At 68.0% G+C, this 18518-nt stretch carries 17 protein-coding genes and 1 tRNA gene; 11 read left to right on the top strand and 7 right to left on the bottom strand.

The window, feature by feature from the left end:
* Positions 1-31 precede the first annotated feature (31 nt).
* Positions 32-976: an aldo/keto reductase gene (locus Pka01_RS20695; protein ID WP_203884472.1), complete on the top strand. Its 945-nt coding sequence runs from the start codon at positions 32-34 to the stop codon at positions 974-976.
* A 57-nt stretch (positions 977-1033) separates the two neighbouring features.
* On the opposite strand, the gene Pka01_RS20690 is transcribed toward Pka01_RS20695, so the two are convergent.
* Complete coding sequence (locus Pka01_RS20690; RefSeq protein WP_203884471.1) at positions 1034-2776, bottom strand: pyruvate dehydrogenase; 1743 nt, start codon at positions 2774-2776, stop codon at positions 1034-1036.
* 158 nt (positions 2777-2934) lie between these two features.
* Here Pka01_RS20690 and Pka01_RS20685 point away from each other — a divergent pair, with 158 nt between their 5' ends.
* Together Pka01_RS20685 and Pka01_RS20680 are read left to right on the top strand one after the other, a co-directional pair.
* Entirely contained in the window at positions 2935-3891 is a 957-nt protein-coding gene (locus Pka01_RS20685; RefSeq protein ID WP_203884470.1) for a lactate/malate family dehydrogenase, read from the top strand.
* A 104-nt stretch (positions 3892-3995) separates the two neighbouring features.
* Positions 3996-5819 (top strand): glycoside hydrolase family 15 protein, encoded by a 1824-nt coding sequence (locus Pka01_RS20680; protein ID WP_203884469.1) that lies wholly within the window; start codon positions 3996-3998, stop codon positions 5817-5819.
* 1 nt (position 5820) lies between these two features.
* Here the strand turns inward: Pka01_RS20680 and Pka01_RS20675 are convergent, their stop codons facing one another.
* Together Pka01_RS20675 and Pka01_RS20670 are read right to left on the bottom strand one after the other, a co-directional pair.
* Positions 5821-6177 (bottom strand): DUF305 domain-containing protein, encoded by a 357-nt coding sequence (locus Pka01_RS20675; protein ID WP_203884468.1) that lies wholly within the window; start codon positions 6175-6177, stop codon positions 5821-5823.
* A gap of 154 nt (positions 6178-6331) precedes the next feature.
* Positions 6332-6898, bottom strand: coding sequence for an ATP-binding protein (locus tag Pka01_RS20670; RefSeq protein ID WP_203884467.1), 567 nt, complete (start codon positions 6896-6898; stop codon positions 6332-6334).
* 158 nt (positions 6899-7056) lie between these two features.
* On the opposite strand from Pka01_RS20670, the gene Pka01_RS20665 reads away from it, so the two are divergent.
* The 6 genes from Pka01_RS20665 (at position 7057) to Pka01_RS20640 (ending at position 10237) form a co-directional block, all read left to right on the top strand.
* Positions 7057-7296 (top strand): DUF397 domain-containing protein, encoded by a 240-nt coding sequence (locus tag Pka01_RS20665; protein WP_203884466.1) that lies wholly within the window; start codon positions 7057-7059, stop codon positions 7294-7296.
* Positions 7297-7375: 79 nt separating this feature from the next.
* Positions 7376-8281 carry a Sco1979 family transcriptional regulator gene (locus Pka01_RS20660; RefSeq protein WP_203884465.1) on the top strand — a complete coding sequence of 302 codons (906 nt, stop codon included), beginning with the start codon at positions 7376-7378 and terminating at the stop codon, positions 8279-8281.
* A gap of 154 nt (positions 8282-8435) precedes the next feature.
* Positions 8436-8819 (top strand): ATP-binding protein, encoded by a 384-nt coding sequence (locus tag Pka01_RS20655; RefSeq protein WP_203884464.1) that lies wholly within the window; start codon positions 8436-8438, stop codon positions 8817-8819.
* A gap of 281 nt (positions 8820-9100) precedes the next feature.
* Complete coding sequence (locus Pka01_RS20650) at positions 9101-9265, top strand: DLW-39 family protein (RefSeq protein ID WP_203884620.1); 165 nt, start codon at positions 9101-9103, stop codon at positions 9263-9265.
* 39 nt (positions 9266-9304) lie between these two features.
* Entirely contained in the window at positions 9305-10018 is a 714-nt protein-coding gene (locus tag Pka01_RS20645) for an HAD family hydrolase (protein WP_239115158.1), read from the top strand.
* A 146-nt stretch (positions 10019-10164) separates the two neighbouring features.
* A tRNA-Ala gene (locus Pka01_RS20640) sits at positions 10165-10237 on the top strand.
* A 218-nt stretch (positions 10238-10455) separates the two neighbouring features.
* On the opposite strand, the gene Pka01_RS20635 is transcribed toward Pka01_RS20640, so the two are convergent.
* The 3 genes from Pka01_RS20635 to Pka01_RS20625 form a co-directional block, all read right to left on the bottom strand.
* Positions 10456-11100, bottom strand: coding sequence for a response regulator transcription factor (locus Pka01_RS20635; RefSeq protein ID WP_203884462.1), 645 nt, complete (start codon positions 11098-11100; stop codon positions 10456-10458).
* Positions 11097-12218 (bottom strand): sensor histidine kinase, encoded by a 1122-nt coding sequence (locus tag Pka01_RS20630; RefSeq protein WP_203884461.1) that lies wholly within the window; start codon positions 12216-12218, stop codon positions 11097-11099. The genes Pka01_RS20635 and Pka01_RS20630 overlap by 4 nt, the downstream gene beginning before the upstream one ends.
* 529 nt (positions 12219-12747) lie before the next feature.
* Positions 12748-14667 carry an RCC1 domain-containing protein gene (locus Pka01_RS20625; protein ID WP_203884460.1) on the bottom strand — a complete coding sequence of 640 codons (1920 nt, stop codon included), beginning with the start codon at positions 14665-14667 and terminating at the stop codon, positions 12748-12750.
* A 544-nt stretch (positions 14668-15211) separates the two neighbouring features.
* On the opposite strand from Pka01_RS20625, the gene Pka01_RS20620 reads away from it, so the two are divergent.
* Entirely contained in the window at positions 15212-15787 is a 576-nt protein-coding gene (locus tag Pka01_RS20620; protein WP_203884459.1) for a YdeI/OmpD-associated family protein, read from the top strand.
* A gap of 514 nt (positions 15788-16301) precedes the next feature.
* On the opposite strand, the gene Pka01_RS20615 is transcribed toward Pka01_RS20620, so the two are convergent.
* Positions 16302-17528, bottom strand: coding sequence for a beta-propeller fold lactonase family protein (locus Pka01_RS20615; RefSeq protein WP_203884458.1), 1227 nt, complete (start codon positions 17526-17528; stop codon positions 16302-16304).
* Positions 17529-17872: 344 nt separating this feature from the next.
* On the opposite strand from Pka01_RS20615, the gene Pka01_RS20610 reads away from it, so the two are divergent.
* Positions 17873-18451, top strand: coding sequence for a DUF6928 family protein (locus Pka01_RS20610; RefSeq protein ID WP_203884457.1), 579 nt, complete (start codon positions 17873-17875; stop codon positions 18449-18451).
* Positions 18452-18518 lie beyond the last annotated feature (67 nt).

Below are 18518 nucleotides of genomic sequence, written 5' to 3'. Positions count from 1 at the left end.
TGGTGTGGATTACTCAAGAAAAGAGAGTGACATGGCGGACATGACCTACCGGCGGCTTGGGGACTCGGGGCTCGTAGTCTCGGCCGTCGGGCTCGGCGCCAACAATTTCGGCCGCAGGATCGACCTCGACGCGACGAGGGCGGTCGTAGACGCCGCGTTCGAGGTCGGAGTCACCCTCATCGACACGGCCGACAGCTACGGCGAGTCCGAAACGCTCCTGGGCGAGGTGCTGAAGGGGCGCCGCGACGAGGTGGTGCTGGCCACGAAGTTCGGTTGGGACACCGGCGGCGCCAACGGTCCGGACTGGGGGGCCAGGGGCTCCCGGCGGTACATCAGGAAGGCCGTCGAGCGGTCGCTCCGCCGCCTGCAGACCGACTGGATCGACCTCTACCAGCTGCACCGGCCGGACCTGTCGACGCCGCTGGAGGAGACGCTCTCGACGTTGTCCGACCTGGTCCGTGAGGGCAAGGTGCGATACGTGGGCTCCTCGAACTTCGCCGGCTGGCAGGTGACCGAGGCCGAGTGGATCGCCCGCACCGAAGGGCACGAGCGCTTCATCAGCGCGCAGAACGAGTACAGCCTCCTGAACCGCGGCGTGGAGCGTGAGCTCAGTCCCGCGCTGGTCCATCACGGCATCGGCCTGCTCCCGTACTTCCCCCTGGCCAACGGCATGCTCACCGGCAAGTACCGCCGCGACCAGAACAGGCCGGAGGGCACCCGCCTGGCCGATCGCCCCGAGTACCTCACCGACGCCCGGTTCGACGTCGTCGAGGCGCTGGAGACGTTCGCCGAGCGACAGGGCGTCAGTCTGCTCGACGTCGCGATCGGCGGCCTCCTCGCCCAGCCCGCGGTGGCGTCGGTGATCGCGGGTGCGACGAAGCCCGAGCAGATCAAGGCGAACGCCGCCGCCGGCTCGTGGGTCCCGGACGAGCGGGCGCTCGCCGAGCTCGACGAGATCGCCCCGCGCCTCGGCTGACACCGCTTCCGGGGTGCGCCCCGGCAGCGGGAACAGCCGGTCGAGACGGCCCCGTGGTCAGGGCCGGGGAAGGTTGCGCAGGTTGCTGCGCGCCATGTTCACGACCTCGTCGGCCTCCCCGGCCAGCACCAGCCTCGTCATCGCGAGCGCGAACCCCCTGACCTGCTCCCCCTTGATCTTGGGCGGCATCGACAGGGCGTTGGGATCGGTGAGCACGTCGACGAGGACCGGCCCTTCGGTCGTCAACGCCTCACGCAGGCCCGGCCGTACGTCGGCGGGGTCCTCGATGCGGATGCCCTGCACCCCCGCCGCGCGGGCCATGGCGGCGAAGTCCGGGTTCTTGAGCCCGGTCTGGTACGGCGGATAGCCGGCGACGAGCATCTCCAGGGCGACCATGCCGAGGGAGCCGTTGTTGAAGATGACCACCTTCACCGGCAGGTCGTACTGCAGCAGGGTGAGGAAGTCGCCCATCGTCATGGCGAAGCCGCCGTCCCCGCACAGGGCGACGACCTGCCGATCCGGATACGCGACCTGCGCGCCGATCGCCTGGGGCAGCGCGTTCGCCATCGAGCCGTGGACGAAGGAGCCGAGCAGGCGCCGCCGTCCGGTCGCGTTGATCAGGCGGGCGGCCCAGACGGTGGACATGCCGGTGTCGACGGTGAAGACGGCGTCGTCGGTGGCGAACCGGTCGAGTGTGGACGCCACGTGCTCCGGATGGATCGGACGGTGGTCGCTCACCTCCTCGGCGTACGTCCGCAGCCGGCCGACGAGTTCCCCGTGGCGGCGGAGCATCCGGTCGAGGAAGGAGGAGTCGGACTTCTCCGCGACCCGCGGAAGCAGCGCGCGGACCGTCTCCCCCGCGTCGCCCCACACGCCGAGATCCAGCTTGGACCGGCGGCCGAGACGCTCCCTGCGGACGTCGACCTGCACGACCTTCGGCTCGGACGGCATGAACTGCACGTAGGGGAAGTCCGTGCCCAGCAGGATCAGCAGGTCGCACTCGTGCATCGCGTCGTAGCAGGCGCCGTAGCCCAGCAGCCCCGACATGCCCACCTCGTACGGATTGTCGTACGCGATCCAGTCCTTACCCCGGAGCGCGAATCCGATGGGGGCCTTGAGCCGTGCGGCGAGGGCCACCACGTCGTCGTGGGCCTCGGCGACGCCGCGGCCGCAGAACAGGGTGATCCGCCTGGCCCGGTCGACCATCTCGGCCAACTCCTCCAGCACGGCGTCCGACGGCCGGGCGGTCGGCTGCTGTTCGAGACGGTACGGATGCTCCAGGTAGGTTGCGGTGGCCTGCTGGTCGGCCACGTCGCCGGGCAGCACGACGACGGCGACGCCGTCCCGGCCGATCGCCTCCTGGATCGCGGTCTGGGCCACCCGTGGCATCTGCTCGGGGCGTGAGACCGTCGCGCAGTAGTAGCTGCACTCACGGAAGTAGAGGCAGGGGGTGGTCTCCTGGAAGTAGGAGGTGCCGATCTCGGTGCTCGGCACCTGGGCGGCGAGCGCGATCACCGGGGCCATGCTGCGGTGCGCGTCGTAGAGGCCGTTGATCAGATGGACGTTGCCGGGGCCGCAGCTTCCGGCGCACGCGGCAGGCCGTCCGGTGAGCTGGGCCTCCGCGCCCGCGGCGAACGCGCCGGCCTCCTCGTGGCGGACGTGTACCCATTGGATGTCGTCGTGGCGGCGGACCGCGTCCACGACGGGGTTGAGGCTGTCCCCCACGACCCCGTACATTCGCCGGACGCCGGCTGCGAGCAGGATCTCCACGAACTGGTCGGCGACCGTGCGTCTGGCCATGGCAGCGCCCCCTGCCTCCCGTATTGTCGCCTTTCTCATCCGAGTGTCCCATTTTCTGGTTTCCGCATGTCAGAGGTGGTCAAAATCTGCCGACCCGCCGCGGCCGGCCTCCCCTTCGCCGGGCACGTCCGATGGTGTCGGGGATCCGGGGGTGGGATGTGAAGGTCGGCGTGGTGGGGGTGGGCGCGGTCGGAGCCGCGACGACGCTCTCCCTGATCGAGCGGGGCGGGATGTGCCGGGAGATCGTTCTGATCGACCTCGACTCCCGGCGGGCGGCGGGTGTGGCGGCCGACATGCGTTACGCGACGCCGCTGTCCCCGACAGTGGAGGTACGCGCGGGCGGCTACACAGATCTGGCCGGAGCCGCGATGGTGATCATCACGGCCGGCCTGAACGAGAAGACCGGAGGCGCCGCCGACCGCTCCGACCCTGAGGGCCGGTTGCGGCTGATCGGGGCGAACGCCGAGGTCTACGCCGACATCGTGCCCCAGGTCGTCGCCGCGGCGCCGGAGGCGGTGCTGATGGTGGTGACAGATCCGCCCGACCCACTGGCCGTCCTCACCCGGCGCCTGGCCGGGCACGACCGGGTCTTTTCCACCGGGACGCTGATCGACAGCCTGCGCTTCCGCGTCCACCTCGCCGATCGTCTGCGGGTCAGGCCCAGAGACGTCCAGGCCATGGTGGTGGGCGAGCACGGGACCTCGGAGGTGCTCCTGTGGTCGTCCGCTTCGGTGGGCGGCGCTCCCGTCCTCGACCTGCTGGCCCGATGCGGAGAGCCGGTCGACCAGGTGCGGCAGGAGATCGAGGACGACATCCGCTACGCCAACATCACGATCATCGAAGGGACCGGGGCCAGCCAGTACGGCATCGGCGTCGTGTCCGCGCTCCTGGCCGAGGCGGTGTTGCGCGACGAGCGGGCCGTGTTGCCGGTGGCGGCCTACTACCCGCCGTACGAGACCACGCTCTCGCTGGTCAGCGTTCTGGGGGCCGGCGGGGTGCAGCAGATGTACGAGCCCTCCATGACGCCCGACGAGCGAGCCGGCCTCCATCGCAGTGTCGTCGCCCTCCGCGAGGCGGCCGGTCGTGCGCTCTCCGTGCTGCCGGGCGGCGCCTGAGCGTCCGGGTTGGGGAAATGCTGGCCTCTGCTTGGTCCGGGGCAGACCTGGAGGACCGCGCACGCGCAATAGCGTGAAAGGAATTCGGTGACAAGAGGGCCGATATGACGCAATCCGGACCACCTACGGGCTCCCGCTACCTGCCCATCGCCGATCACGGGCTGATCGGCGACCTTCGTACTGTGGCGCTGGTCGGCACCAACGGCACGATCGACTGGTACTGCTGCCCGCGCTTCGACGCCCCGAGCGTGTTCGGGTCGATCCTCGACGCCGACCGCGGGGGGTCGTTCGAACTGGCCGCCTGCGTGCCGTCACGGACGAAGCAGTTCTACTTCCCCGACACGAATGTCCTGATCACCCGCTTCTACGCCCCCGACGGGGTGGGGGAGATCCAGGACTTCATGCCCGTCGAGGACGAATCGCGCGAGGTGGACAGGCACCGCCTGATCCGGCGCGTCCTGTGCGTGCGGGGCTCGCTGCCCTTCCGGGCGCGGGTCGCCCCCCGGTTCGCCTACGGCACCGAGCCGCACACGTTGTCCGTCGACGGCCATCGGGCGGTGTTCGAGGCGCCCTCGCTCAGCCTCGCGCTGACCACCAGCGTGCCCATGGAGAGTGACGGCACGGACGTGTGGTCGGAGTTCAAGCTCATCGAGGGCGAGTCGGCCGTCTTCGCGCTCGACCGTGTCTGCGAAGACGTCGAGATGAAGGGCTGTCCGCTCACCGAGGCCGAGCACCAGTTCGCGGCGACCGTGAAGTTCTGGCGGAACTGGTTGTCCTCGTCCCGCTATCGCGGCCGGTGGCGGGAGATGGTCCACCGTTCCGCCCTGACGCTGAAGCTGCTCACCTACGCCCCGACCGGGGGAATCGTCGCCGCCCCCACCACCAGCCTGCCGGAGCGGATCGGCGGGGAGCGCAACTGGGACTACCGCTACGTGTGGATCCGCGATGCCGCGTTCTGCGTGTACTCGCTGCTCAGGCTGGGATTCGTCAGTGAAGCGGAGGCCTTCATCGACTTCCTCGCCACCAACGTCACGTTGTGCGACGCGGGCACCGTAGGCCCCCTGCAGATCATGTACGGCATCGACGGACGGCGGGACCTGCCGGAACGTGAGCTCGGGCATCTCGAGGGATACCAGGGCTCGGGTCCGGTCAGAACCGGGAACGGCGCCGTCGACCAGCTCCAACTCGACATCTACGGAGCGCTCATCGACTCCATCTACCTCTACGACAAGTGGGGACGGCCCATCTCCAGCGACCGATGGGACCAGGTGTGCGTGATCGTCGACTGGGTCTGCGAGAACTGGGATCGGCCGGACGAGGGCATCTGGGAGACCCGCGGCGGCCGCAAGAACTTCGTCTACTCCCGGCTGATGTGCTGGGTCGCGATCGAGCGCGCCATCAGGATGGCCCTGCGGCGGGGGCTGCCCGCCGAGCTCGAGCGCTGGCGCGAGGCCCGCGACGCCGTTTACCGGCAGATCATGCGACGCGGCTGGTGCCCCACCATGAAGGCGTTCGTCCAGCACTACGACGAGGACGTGCTCGACGCGGCCGTCCTCATGATGCCGTTGACCATGTTCGTCTCACCGACCGATCCCAAGTGGCTGTCCACACTGGACGCGCTGGGCAGGCAACTGGTCTCCGACTCGCTGGTCTACCGCTATGACCCCGAGGCCAGCCCGGACGGCCTGCGGGGCGACGAGGGGACCTTCTCCATCTGCTCGTTCTGGTACGTCGAGGCCCTGACGCGTGCGGGGCAGCTCGACGAGGCCAGGCTGGCGTTCGAGAAGATGCTGACCTACGCCAACCACCTGGGGCTGTACGCGGAGCAGATCGGGCACACGGGGGAGCAACTCGGCAACTTCCCCCAGGCGTTCACGCATCTCGCGCTGATCAGTGCGGCCTTCAATCTCGACCGAACCCTCGGCTGACCTAGGGAAGGCGGTCGACGATCTGCTCGATCTGGGCTCGCCGCGTTGTGACGATCTTCTCGGCCAGATCCTTGGTCCCCTGGTGTGCGCCTGAGCCGGCGACCTTCTCGGCCATCGCGACGCCGGCGTCCAGGTGCTTGGCCAGGACCGAGAGCCACAACCGGTCGAAGTCGGCGCCTGACCTGCCCTCGAGTGCAAGGATCTGCGTCTTGGAGATCATCCCCGGCATGTCGTGACCCATGTCGACGCCCCCGGTCGGCACCTCGACCTGCCAGGATCGCAACCACCCGGACATCACCCGGATGTCGTCGGGTTCAGTCGTGAATCCCGGCCGGGGAGTGCGGGCCTTCGGTGACATTCGCCCGAGCCGGCGGTCGAGCCGTCGCGTCAACGGCTTTCCAGCGGGGGCTTCGGGCGCGGAAGAGATTTCCGCCGAATGGGCAGGCGTCCTCGGGAATGGAAATTCGAATTCTGTTTCCGAGACCCCGGAAATGTTTTCCCGGCGTTTTCCGTCAGCGGCAGGACGGCCGGCGAATGGTCCTGTCGATGAAACCCGCCCAGACCGCCTTGCCCAGAGGGCGCAGCGGCGTCCACCCCCATCGGTGGCTCACGGAGGCGATCAGCTGGAGACCCCGGCCGTTCTCCGCGACGTGGTCGGGGGCGCGCAGGATCGGCGGGTCGTTGCTCGGATCGGTGACCATGCACACCACCGAATGACGCGACCGGAAGAGGTACAGCCGTACGGGGTGGGGCTCGGAGGTCGGCCGGCGCAGACCGTGGCCGACGGCGTTGGCCACGAGTTCGCTGACCGCCAATGAGGCGTCGTCGACGATGTCCGGCATGGCCCAGGTCCGCAACATGCCCGTCGTGAAGTGCCGCGCCGCACGGGCGGCGGTGATGTCGCGGTGGCATTCGTGCGCCGCGACCTCCAGCTCACGCTGCCCGCCGTCCCGCTCCACGGCTTCCCACGGCCATGCACGGCCGATCGGAAACGCCTGGTCGGCGAGGTCGGACCACCGTTCCCAGGCGTCGCCGTCCGCTTCCACGAGGGAGGCGCCGTCCGTCCGAAAGCCAGTCATCGAGAGCTCTGTGCGGTCCCTGTGAGGTATGTGATGAGATGAAGCGGTTAGTAATAATGCTCCCTTTTGAGGTCCTTGTGCAAGTGCGGATGCACGTGCAGGCCGTTGCCGGGGCATCGAGCCGTATCCTGACCGGTGAACCGGAGGTGAGGTCCCCGATGACGGAGATCCGCAACGGAATGAACGCGTCGAGCCTGCCCGGCCTCGTCTGGCGCAAGAGCAGTCACAGCAACCCCGACGGCAACTGCGTGGAGATCGCCGAACTCCCCGACGGGAGGCTGGCCGTCAGGAATTCACGAGACGCGGCGGGGCCCGTTCTCGTTTACACGCGCGACGACTTTGTTGCCTTCGCGCACTCCGTTGAAAATGGCGATTTCGACGATTTCATCGAGGACTAGCATTACGGCTTGCCAAAAAGGGCCGCGCCGGTATCGTTAACGAGGCGTAAATCATTGGAGCGGCCCAAAAGGACCTGGAATGACTACGGCCCCGACGGAGGGCGCACAGCCACACCCGCGCACCCCCACCGCACCACCTCGAACGTCCACGGTCCTGCGGATCCTCCTGGGCACCCAGCTGCGCCGCCTGCGTGAGAGCAGGAACATCACGCTCGAAGAGGCCGGGCACGCCATCCGCGCCTCACATTCCAAGATCAGCCGAATGGAGCTGGGCCGCGTGAGCGTCCGAGGGCGCGACGTCGCGGACCTGCTCACCCTGTACGGCGTGGCCGACGAGGCCGAACGGGCCGCCATGCTGACCCTCGTGTCCGAGGCCGGCGTCCCCGGCTGGTGGCACAACTACGGCGACATCGTCCCCTCGTGGTTCGAGATGTACGTCGGCCTCGAGCAGGCGGCCACCGGGATCAGGAACTACGAGGTCCAGTTCGTACCCGGACTGCTGCAGACCGAGGACTACGCGCGATCGGTGATCCGGCTCGGACACCCCGACGCCCGTCCGGAGGACGTCGAGCGACGCGTCGAGTTCCGGATGGCCCGCCAGCGGGTGCTCACCGGCCCGAACCCGCCGCACGTCTGGGCGGTCGTCGACGAGTCGGTCCTGCGGCGCTCGCCCGGCGGCCCGGCCGTCATGCGGGGGCAGATCGCCCGCCTCCTGGACCTGGTGGCCAGGCCCGAGGTCACCCTGCAGGTGGTTCCGTTCAGCGCCGGCGGTCACGCGGCCGCGGGGGGACCTTTCAGCATCGTGCGCTTCGCCGACCGCGACCTCCCCGACGTCGTCTACCTCGAACAGCTCACCAGCGCGGTCTATCTAGACAAACGCGACGACGTCGACCACTATCTCGCGGTCATGGAACGCCTCTGCATCACCGCCGGGCCGGCGACGGACTCCCGCCGCATCCTTCACGAGATCTCAGTGGACCTCTGAGCCCGCCGCGTCCCGCCGTCCCCCGTGGCCTCGTCGGCCACGGCTTTGTCACGCCGGGGAGAGCACCCGGCCGGCGAATGAGATGTGTCAGTCGTGCATCGGTGGTAAGGGGAGAGTTGCCACTGTGTGAAAGCGGAAGGCGATGATGACGTTGGTGAGCAGCCTGCTCACCTTGGAGTTCGAACTGGGTTCGATCACCAGGGTGCGGCATCTCGTCACGGAGTCCGCGCGCGACGCCGGGCTCGGAGGCGCCGCGCTGGAGGACTTCGTGCTGGCCGTCCATGAAGCCCTGACCAACGCGGTACGGCACGGCCTGCCGCCGCGCGGGATCGCCATGTGGGTCGATTCGGGTCTGCTGATCTGTGAAGTGTCCGACGGGGGGCCCGGCATCCCCGCCCAAGCCCTTGACCGCGACTATCCGTCGACCCGGTTCGACTTCGGCGGGCGTGGACTGTGGCTGATGAACCGACTGGCCAGACGGGAGGTGAGGACGGGGCCACACGGCACGACCTTGCGGCTTTGCACGAAGCTTCCCTGAAGCCGCCGGAGCCTTTTCGCCGGCCCGGACGGCCTTATGCTCACGGCGGAGCGGTGGCGTGTCATCCGAAACCAGGCCCTCACAACCGCTCGGCGGCGGGGCGCCGCGAGGGTTAATGAAGGTGTGACCTGGGCAGTCATGATTCACCTACCGGTCGCGCACGCCGTACGGCATGCCCGGCGGGCGGGTCGTTAATTATCGATCTGGTGCAACCGATTCTCAAGCAATCAGGGTCACGCGCCGAACCCTTGCTAGGCTGCAGAGAACCGTAGAACCGGGCGTTGTCTCACCCGGCAGGTGAGACCGTTGAGAAGTGGGGTCACACCGTGAAGAAGCTGCTCGTTCTCGCGCTGGTCGCTCTCGGGGGGCTGCTGGTCTGGCGCAAGGTGCAGACTAACCGCGCCGAGCTCGACCTGTGGACCGAGGCGACAGGTAGCGAGAACTGATAACCCGAGATGGGTCTTGATCGTGGGAAGGGTCCGGGAATGGCACCCGTGAAACTGGCCTGCCTCGATCTTGCGGGAACCACGATCGGTGACATCGCCATGGTGGAACGGACGTTCGCCGAGGCGATCGCCACACAGGGCATCGTTCCCGGGACCAGTGCATACGCGCGTGCCATGGTGCATGTGCACCGGTCCCGGGGCTGCCCGAAGATCGATGTCTTCCACGGGATCTTCCCGGACAACGAAGCCCAGGCCCGGGCCGCGAACCTGACGTTCGAGCGCGCGTATGAAGGGGCCATCGACCGGAGCGGGCTGGTTCCCCTGCCCGGAACCGTCGAGGCACTGGAGAAGCTGCGCGCCGCGGGCGTGAAGATCGCCCTCATCACCGGTTTCAGCCGGTCCACGCTCAGCCGGGTGCTGAGCACGCTCGTGTGGGCGGACAAGCTCGATCTCGCGCTGTGCCCGCAGGACGCCGGGCGAGGACGGCCCTATCCCGACCTGGTGTTGACGGCGGGCCTGCGAGCCGGGATCGAGGACGTCAGGGAGGTGGCCGTGGCCGGAGACTCTGAGAGCGACATGCTCTGCGGGCGCCGGGCCGGCGCCTCGATCGTCGCGGGAGTGATGACCGGTGGCCACAGCCGGGCCCGCCTGGTCAGCGCCGGCGCGACCCACATCATCGACTCGATCGCCGATTTCCCCTCGCTGGTCCTCAGCAGCGAGGTCGGCGCGAACGAGATCGTCACCTCCGCCTGACGCCTGACCGGCGGCACGCAGGGGAACCACCGCATTCCGCGGCGGCAGACGCGGCCGAGTGGCGCGAGGGCCGGGCTGTTGCTACGGTGTGCATCCGGAACACTCGCGGCATGGGTGGCGTTGTTCCAGGTCAGTGCACTGTTTTCGGGGCCTTAGCTCAGCTGGCAGAGCGCCTGCTTTGCAAGCAGGATGTCAGGAGTTCGAATCTCCTAGGCTCCACCCATACGAAAGCCCAGGTCAACGGCCTGGGCTTTTGATTTCTGTAGGGCTGTTCGGGGTTTCGTGCCCGTTGTGTGCCCGATGATCTCGCCGAGGACGCCTCGGGCTACGTCGTTCAGCTTCTGCGCAGAGGCCCGCTGTCGCGCGTCCGTCGAGTGTTGATAGATCAGTGCGGCGCGCGTGCTGGAGTGACCCATCCGCGCCAGCAGTTCCCGCGTTCACGCCCCTGCGCTGGCCGCGAGCGTGTTGCATGGCGTATACAACCATCCGTTCCGCTCGGCCGCCTTGGCGGCCTCGATGCGGTTGCGTACGCCGACCTTGTTGATCGCCGACGACAGGTAGTTGCGGACGGTCCCCTCCGACAGGTGGAGCCTGGCCGCGATGTCGGCGATCGTGGACCCGTCCGCCCCGGCCGCCAGTACGTCCCGTTCGCGCGGCGACAGCGGGTTGGGTCCGGCGCTCAATGCGGCCGCCGCCAGCCCCGGGTCGATGACGCGCTCCCCGGCTACGACCCGCCGGATCGTCGCCGCCAGTTCCTGCGCCGGTCCGTCCTTGATCAGGAACGCCGACGCGCCCGCCTCCATGGCCCGCCGCAGGTAGCCCGGCCGCCCGAACGTCGTCAGGATCATCACCCGGCACCCGGGCACCGCCGCCCGGATTTCGGCGGTGGCGGTCAGCCCGTCCTTGCCGGGCATCTCGATGTCCAGCAACGCCACGTCGGGCCGCACCCGTTCGGCGGCGACGACCGCCTCGTCGCCGCCCGCCGCCTCCGCGACGACCTCCAGGTCCTCCTCCAGCCCGAGCAATGCCGCCAGCGCGCCCCGCACTATGTTCTGGTCTTCCGCCAGCATGACCCTGATCATGAGGCAGACCCTACGGGAACGCGGACCGCGACCCGGAAGCCGCCGCCCGGCAGCGGGCCGGACTCCATCGTGCCGCCCTCGGCCGCGACGCGCTCGGACAGGCCGTTCAGGCCGTTGCCCGGAACGTGCTTCCCCTTGGCCCGGCCGTTGTCGCGGACCTCCAGCACCGCCTCGTCGCCGTCGCGTCCCACCTCGATGACGCAGCGGGAAGCGCGTGCGTGGCGGACAAGGTTGGTGACCGACTCGCGCACCGCCCAGCCGAACACGCCGTCGGCCGCCTCCGGCAGGGGCGCGCCCGCCATCCGCACCGTCGTGTCTACCCCGGCCGCCGACAGGACCGCCCGCGCGCCGTCCAGTTCCTCGCCCAGGTCACGCCGCCGGTAGCCGGAGATCGCCTCGCGCACGTCCGCCAGCGAGGACCGCGCCACCGACTCGATGTCGCCGATCTCGGTGACGGCGCGGACCAGGTCCCGGTCGGCCAGCCGCCGCGCCAGCTCGCTCTTCAGCACGATCAGCGACATGCTGTGGCCGAGCAGGTCGTGCAGGTCGCGGGCGATGCGCAGCCGCTCGTCGGCGGCGGCGAGCCGGGCGACCTCGCCGCGCGCCTCGCGCAGCTGCACCACCAGCGTCCGCGAGTGCCGGAGCGCGACCATCATCATCCCGAACGCCAGTAGCACCAGCGCGAACCCGCCGATCATCGGGGCCGGGGCGCCGACCAGCACCCCGTCCCCGGCTATCACGGCCATCGACCCCAGCACCCCGAACGGGGCCCACCGCAGCGGCAGCGACATCGCCAGCACGAATGCCAGGTAGATCGGCAGACCCAGCCAGTCGAGCCCGAACAGCGGTGGCAGCCCCGCCGCCAGCAGCGCGAACGTCCCCAGCACCGTCACCGACGGCACCGTGAACGGGTCGTCCCATCTCCACCGCACGAACGCCGCCGCGTAGTACGCCAGCGCGAACACCACCATGGCCGCCAAGCCCAGCCAGCGCCGCGTTCCCTCGTAATGGGCCACCGCCACCCCGACCGGGGTCAGGAACAGCAGTCCGAACGACATCCAGAAGGCCCGTTGCAGCAGCTCGGGGCCTTCGACGTCGCCCCGGAAAAGTCGGTTCATCAGGCCGTAACGCTAGCGCGCCGGTAGGCGGCGACCGCCAGCGCGCCCAGCCCCAGCGTCCAGGCGGTCAACACGAGCCCGGGGGCGCCTGCGGCGTCGCTCCGCGATCAGCTTCGCTGACCCTTGACACGGCGGTCCCGTCCTGGGGATCGGCAGCTACGAGGAGGACGGGCGCAGACCAGGGGACGGGCCGTGCATGGCCGGCTGCTGCAGGTCGTGAGCGTGATCGCCGTGCCATTAGCGTGCCATTAAGGGCGGTCAACAGGGGGCACTCACAGTCACTCGTGGACTGCTTGTCGCCCAGGTCGCGGCCGTTTCCCCTGAAGAGCAGACCGATTTGCAAGCAGGATGTCAGGAGTTCGAATCTCCTAGGCTCCACCCATACGAAAGCCCAGGTCAGGGTTACTTTCCCGACCTGGGCTTTGATCGTTATTCGGCTTTCGGGCCCGCTGTGCGTCTGTTCCGTTGTGATCTTCTGTTTGGGTGTCCCGGGGAGTCGGTGGTGTGCCGATTCCCCGGGATCATGTGATCAGCGAACGACGACGGTCTTGGTGGCTGTGGCTGGGGTGCCGACGCCGTTGGTCGCCTTGAGGGTGAACTTGTAGGTGCCCTTGCGGGTGGGCTTTCCGGACAGGGTGCCGCCGGTGGCGAGTTTCAGGCCGGGCGGGAGTGTGCCGGAGGCGCGGGTGACCTTCGGCACGGGGTATCCGGTTGTCGGGAATTTGTAGATGTAGTACTTGCCCGCGTGCGCCACCGGTGTGGTGGCCGTGGTGAACTTCGCGGGGGCGCGGACGACGACGGTCTTGGTGGCCTTGGTGGGGGTGCCGATGCCGCCGGTCGCCTGCAGGGTGAAGGTGTACGTGCCGCCCTTGGTGGGGGTTCCGGACAGGGTGCCGCCGGGGGCCAGCTTCAGACCGGGCGGGAGGGTGCCGGAGGCGCGGGTGACCTTCGGTGTGGGGGTCCCGGTGGCCGCGAACCTGTAGATGAAGTACTTAGCGGTCTGCGCGACCGGCGGAGTGCCACTGGCGAACTTCGCCGGGACGTAGCCGCTGATGCTCGCCGAGGTGTCGGTGCTGCCCCGGCTGTTGGTGCCAGTGGCCTTGCAGGTCACCTTGTGTGCGGCGTCGCCGGTCACCGGCGTGTAGGTGGCGGTGGTCGCGCCGGAAATCGTGGTCGTGTCCCGCATCCAGCTGTATTTGACCGAGGTGGCGGCGAGGAAGGACGCCTTGCAGGTCAGCTTGGTGCCGACGGCGCCGGTGCCGGTGATCGACGCCTTGCCTGTCAGCGCCGGCGGGCCGACCTTCACCAGTGTGTGGGAGCTCCCGGTCGAGATCTGGGTGACCGAGATCAGCCCGGGCACGTAGACCGGGGATCTCCACTGCCTGTCATCCGGCTGGGTGACGGGGGTGCCGTCTTCGAGCTGCGCGTGGCCGAGGTAGTTGAATCCCCACGCCGCCACGGTGCCGTTCGAGCGGAGCGCGGCACTGTCGTAACTGCCCGCGCTGACCTGGGCGACGTTGGTCAGCCCTGGCACAGTGATCGGGGTGGTGCGGTTGGTGGTGGTGCCGTCACCGAGCTGCCTGTAGTAGTTATAGCCCCAGGCCGCCACCGTGCCGTCCGAGCGAACCGCGAGACTGTGGGCATCGCCGGCGTCGACCTTGATCACCTTGGTCAGGCCCTTGACCGCCACCGGGGTGTGCCGCTCCAGGTTGACGCCGGCGCTGCCATCGCCGAGTTGCCCGACGCTGTCGGAGCCCCACCCCACCACAGTGCCGTTCGTGCGCACCGCAAGGCTGTGGCCAACGCCGGCGGCAACCTGGGTCACCCCGGTCAACCCGGCCACCTTCACCGGGGTGGCGCGCTCGGTTTCGGTCCCGTCACCGAGCTGCCCCGAATGGTTATCGCCCCAGGCCCACACGGTGCCATCTGAGCGCAACGCGAGACTGTGGTAGTAACCGGCGGAGATCTGGGTCACCCCGGTCAACCCGGCCACCTTCACCGGGGTACTACGACTCCAGGTTTTGCTGCCGTCACCGAGCTGTCCGAAGCCGTTGGAGCCCCAGGCCCACACGGTGCCATCCGAGCGCAACGCAAGGCTGTGCTGGTTGCCCGCAGCGACCTGCACGACGCCGGTCAATCCAGGCACCTGCGCAGGCACGGGTACCGAACTGTACGACGTCGTCCCGTTGCCCAACTGCCCGTTGGTGTTGTCGCCCCAGGCCCACACGGTGCCATCCGTGCGCACCGCGAGGCTGTGGTAGTCACCGGCGCTGACCTGCGCCACCTGGCTCAGTCCGGACACAGCCACCGGGGAGGACGTGTCCTCCTCCGAAGACCCTGCGCCCACCTGCCCCCAGAAGTTATAACCCCACGCGTACGCGGTCGAGGTGCCGCTGGAGGCCGCCGCCGGGCCTGCCGGCCCGAGGACCGACACTGCGGGAGCGCTCACGGCCAGCACAAGACCGGCCGCTAAAGCACGCCCCCGACCACGGGCCCTGTGCCTTCTCCATCGCCCGCCCACCGTCTCCGCGGGAACAGAGCCGGGCGAAGCCCCAGCCATCAGACCAGCCATGCGATGTACCCCTCATGATCGACGCAGCTATGGGTGTTCGCTGCGGTTCGTCCTCGTCGTCACTGGACCGGCCGTCCACCCATGATCTATCACGCCTAGAACCGATATGCGGTTTACGTGACGTGTAGGCAAATTACGACTAATCGTCGGTTTTGTGGCGCAGTGACGGTGAATTCGTCGCCGCGAGGTGTTCGCAGAGCTTCGGGAAGTGCAGGCCCGGCATGCCCATGTCCTTCACGACGTCGACCCAGCGCATAATGGCCCCAGATCGGGCTATGCGGGCAGGCGAGAAGCCAGCCCGATTCGCTCGCGGGCCAGCGGGCCATGATCTCTCGCCCCATGGCAAGCTCCAGCCCAAAGTCTCTCCGCCGACCTCAGGTACTCTCAGCAGGCTGCAGACGGGGAGGGGTGACGGCGACGGATGGCCGAGGATTTGGAGATCGTCTCGTTTGAATCTGCCGAGGCATTCGAGACCTGGCTTAGCGAGCACCACGCGATCTCCGCAGGTGTCTGGCTCAAGCTGCGGAAGAAGGGCCCCGGCATCGTGGCCTTGGACTACGCCCAGGCCCTCGATGTGGCGCTCTGTTATGGCTGGATCGACGGGCAGAAGGGCAAGTACGACGACCTGTACTGGCTGCAGCGGTTCACCCCGCGCAGGCCGAACAGCAAGTGGTCCAAGGTCAACCGGGATAAAACAGTAGCCCTGATCGAGCAGGGCCGGATGCGGCCAGCGGGGCTAGCCGAGGTTGAGCGTGCCAAGGCGAGCGGACGCTGGGAGGCCGCCTACGACGGTGCACGGACGGCCTCGGTGCCGGACGACCTGGTGGCGGCGCTGGCGGCCAATCCGGCTGCGGCAGAGTTCTTCGAAAAGCTGGACCGGCAAAATCGCTACGCGATCCTCTATCGGATCCAGGATGTCAAGAAGACCGAGACCAGGGCGCGCCGGATCGAGAAGTACGTGGCGATGCTGGCTGAAGGAAAGAAGCTCCACCCCTGAGCCGCGGGAGCGGCTGGCCAGGGCATCGTGGCTCTGGGGCCGCAACGTCGCGGGTGGGCTGTAGAGGAGGGTGCGAGAGCGCACCCCTGCCCTGCCGGGCGGACCAGGTGGCCGGGGCCGGCGCTACGGCACCCCGCCTCAGCTTGTGAGCGTGATCGTCGGGCCATTAGCGGGCCATTAAGGGCGGTCAACAGGGGGTAGTCATGGTCGCTCGCGGACTGCCCCTCGCCCAGGTCGCGGCCGTTTCCTCAGATGATCCGGCCGATTTGCAAGCAGGATGTCAGGAGTTCGAATCTCCTAGGCTCCACCTGGTAAAACGCCCGTTTCTGATCAAGAAACGGGGCTTTCGTGCCATTAGCACTTCTCGGCCTCCACCCGTGCGCTCAGGAGACCGAAAGAGCCGAGTTCGATCGGGATCGGCCACCGGTCGTCCACACACGGCAGATGCGAAAAGGGCGCCCCCTTCCCTCGAAGAGGTCAGGGGGCGCTTGGTGATGGTGCGTGCCTGACGGCGTCAGCCGTGTTGCCCGGCGCCCATCAGATGCTTGATGAGGGCAGGGTTATTGAGATGGCGTTGCTTCACCTGCTGCACGAAGGAGTCGATGCCGGCCAGCTTCTTGCGGACCTTGTCCCCATTGCCCCCTGTGGCGACGACGCCGGTGAAGTTCTCGTTCTTACTCCTCACGATGTCGCCGGAGCTTGAGCTCTGAGTCGTGGTCGCCTTCACCTTCACGGGCACGGGGTGGCGCCCGAACGCCACTCCCTCGGGACCGGCCCCGTCGGGGAACTTGATGGTCGCGTCGATGCCGTTGTTGGCGACATTGATCACCGACACCGAGTCGCTGTCGTGATTGGCCACGTAGATCTGGGTGCCGCTGGTGTTGATCCACATCCCCCTGGGACCCATCCCGACGGGGATGGTGGCGTCGACGGTGTTGTCGGAGACTCTGATCTTCGTGACGTTGTTGCTGCCGTTGTTGGTGACGTAGGTGAAGGCGCTGTCCAGCGTGATCGACAACCAGGTCGGACCGGTCGTCCCGAGGGGGATGGTGATGACCGTGTCGTCCGCGGTGCTGATCTTCGAAACGGTGCCGTTGCCGACCATGCCCTTGCCGTTGTTGGCGATGTAGACGAAGGCGCCGTTCGGCGTGATCTTCACCCCCCGAGGAGCGCTCCCGACGGGGATGGTGGCGAGGATGGCGTTATCGGAGACTCTGATCTTCGTGACGTTGTCGCTGCCGCTGTTGGAGACGTAGGCGAAGGCGCCGTTCGGCGTGACCGCCACTGACTCGGGAGCGGTCCCGACGGGGATGGTGGCGAGGATGGCGTTGGTGGCCACGTCGATCTTCGTGACGGAGTTGCCGCCCTTGTTGGTGACGTAGATGAAGCGGCTGTCCGGCGTGATCCCCACTCCGTTGGGAGCGGCCTTGTCGGGGAGTTGGATGACGGCGACGATTCTGTTGGTCACGGTGTCGATCTTCATGACGTTGTCGAGGCCGGCGTTGGCCACGTAGTAGAAGGCACCGTTCGGCGTGACCTCCGACCCGATCGTATTGGCCTTGGGAGGGAGGGGGATGGTGGCGACGATGGTGTTGGTCGTGGTGTTGAGCCGCGACACGGTGCTGTTGCCGTTGTTGTTGACGTAGGCGAATTCTCCCGGGACGGGCTTCTGTTCGGCCAGAGCGGGCCCGGTTACTGCTGCCAGTGGCGCCAGCCCGATCGCGATGGCGGCCGCGGTCACCAATGGCCGGCTTCGGAATCGCCGTCCGCGCTCATGGCGCCCGCTGGGCAGCTCCGGACAACGATTCTGCGCCATATTTCTCTTCCAACGCGCAAGCATGCGGACCTCCCAAGTCGATCGAGGATGACAGGCCTGGTTTTATGCCTGCACGGCATTGCGCATTGGGAGCAGACGCGCCGACTTGTGTCCTTGTGGCCGGTAACTGGTCAGTGCATCGATGTGACGGCAGTTGGGTCAGCTTGGGCCGAGGCGGAGTTGACCACGGCTAGGGACCCGTCGACGGCTGCATCGCAGGGTGAGGCTAGTTTGTCGGCGGCTGGACGTTGCACGGGAGAGGAGCCCCAATGGGTGCCAAAGCCTGGATGCTGCTGTATGTCGAGGGCGACCCGCGTCCCATTCTGCGTGCCGCGCCGACCCTTGACAGGGAGGCGACCCGCACGCTCGTCCGGCGACTGCATCCCGGGCGGCGGATCAGTGAGATCGGCGACGGCACCTTGCTCCTCCAGTCCTCACCCGAGGACGGCCAGGTATATGCGACGTGCCTGCCGGGCCTCACCATTGTGTGCACCGAGGAGGCATTCCTCACCGAGCCGTCCGAGCTTGACCAGCGCTTCCTGGACGAGGCCGCGGGCCGGACGACCTACCTGGTCGCAACGCACAGCGGCGGCGACTGGTTCGCGTACGCGATCTGGGACGGTGACGGCACCTTGCGGCGCTCGTTCAGCGCCTCCGGCAGCGACGGAGTGTCCGAACTCGTCGGCGATCCGCTCCCCTTCGAGGCTCCGTACCTGGACGGCGATGGCGAGCCAGACCCGTACGAGGCGACGAGCCTCGGGGACGACGCGATGCGTGAGCTGTTCGGCGTCACCTTCGATGAGCCCGCACTGGAGAAGATCTCGCTTGCCGGGTTCGAGGTGACATAGCCCGCGGCGGCCATGTGCTCATCCAGGTTCGCGGTCGTACGCATCCTGGCTCTACCGAACTTCTGGG

Source organism: Planotetraspora kaengkrachanensis (assembly GCF_016862895.1).
Lineage (GTDB): Bacteria > Actinomycetota > Actinomycetes > Streptosporangiales > Streptosporangiaceae > Planotetraspora > Planotetraspora kaengkrachanensis.
This window is presented reverse-complemented; position numbering and strand designations above follow the sequence as displayed.

Excerpts from the sequence above, each read along its gene's own strand:
- Pka01_RS20695 (WP_203884472.1), top strand. The coding sequence starts at position 32 with ATGGCGGACATGACCTACCGGCGGCTTGGGGACTCGGGGCTCGTAGTC.
- Pka01_RS20690 (WP_203884471.1), bottom strand. The coding sequence starts at position 2,776 with ATGGCCAGACGCACGGTCGCCGACCAGTTCGTGGAGATCCTGCTCGCA.
- Pka01_RS20680 (WP_203884469.1), top strand. The coding sequence starts at position 3,996 with ATGACGCAATCCGGACCACCTACGGGCTCCCGCTACCTGCCCATCGCC.
- Pka01_RS20675 (WP_203884468.1), bottom strand. The coding sequence starts at position 6,177 with ATGTCACCGAAGGCCCGCACTCCCCGGCCGGGATTCACGACTGAACCC.
- Pka01_RS20670 (WP_203884467.1), bottom strand. The coding sequence starts at position 6,898 with ATGACTGGCTTTCGGACGGACGGCGCCTCCCTCGTGGAAGCGGACGGC.
- Pka01_RS20665 (WP_203884466.1), top strand. The coding sequence starts at position 7,057 with ATGACGGAGATCCGCAACGGAATGAACGCGTCGAGCCTGCCCGGCCTC.
- Pka01_RS20660 (WP_203884465.1), top strand. The coding sequence starts at position 7,376 with ATGACTACGGCCCCGACGGAGGGCGCACAGCCACACCCGCGCACCCCC.
- Pka01_RS20645 (WP_239115158.1), top strand. The coding sequence starts at position 9,305 with ATGGCACCCGTGAAACTGGCCTGCCTCGATCTTGCGGGAACCACGATC.
- Pka01_RS20635 (WP_203884462.1), bottom strand. The coding sequence starts at position 11,100 with ATGATCAGGGTCATGCTGGCGGAAGACCAGAACATAGTGCGGGGCGCG.
- Pka01_RS20630 (WP_203884461.1), bottom strand. The coding sequence starts at position 12,218 with ATGAACCGACTTTTCCGGGGCGACGTCGAAGGCCCCGAGCTGCTGCAA.
- Pka01_RS20620 (WP_203884459.1), top strand. The coding sequence starts at position 15,212 with ATGGCCGAGGATTTGGAGATCGTCTCGTTTGAATCTGCCGAGGCATTC.
- Pka01_RS20610 (WP_203884457.1), top strand. The coding sequence starts at position 17,873 with ATGGGTGCCAAAGCCTGGATGCTGCTGTATGTCGAGGGCGACCCGCGT.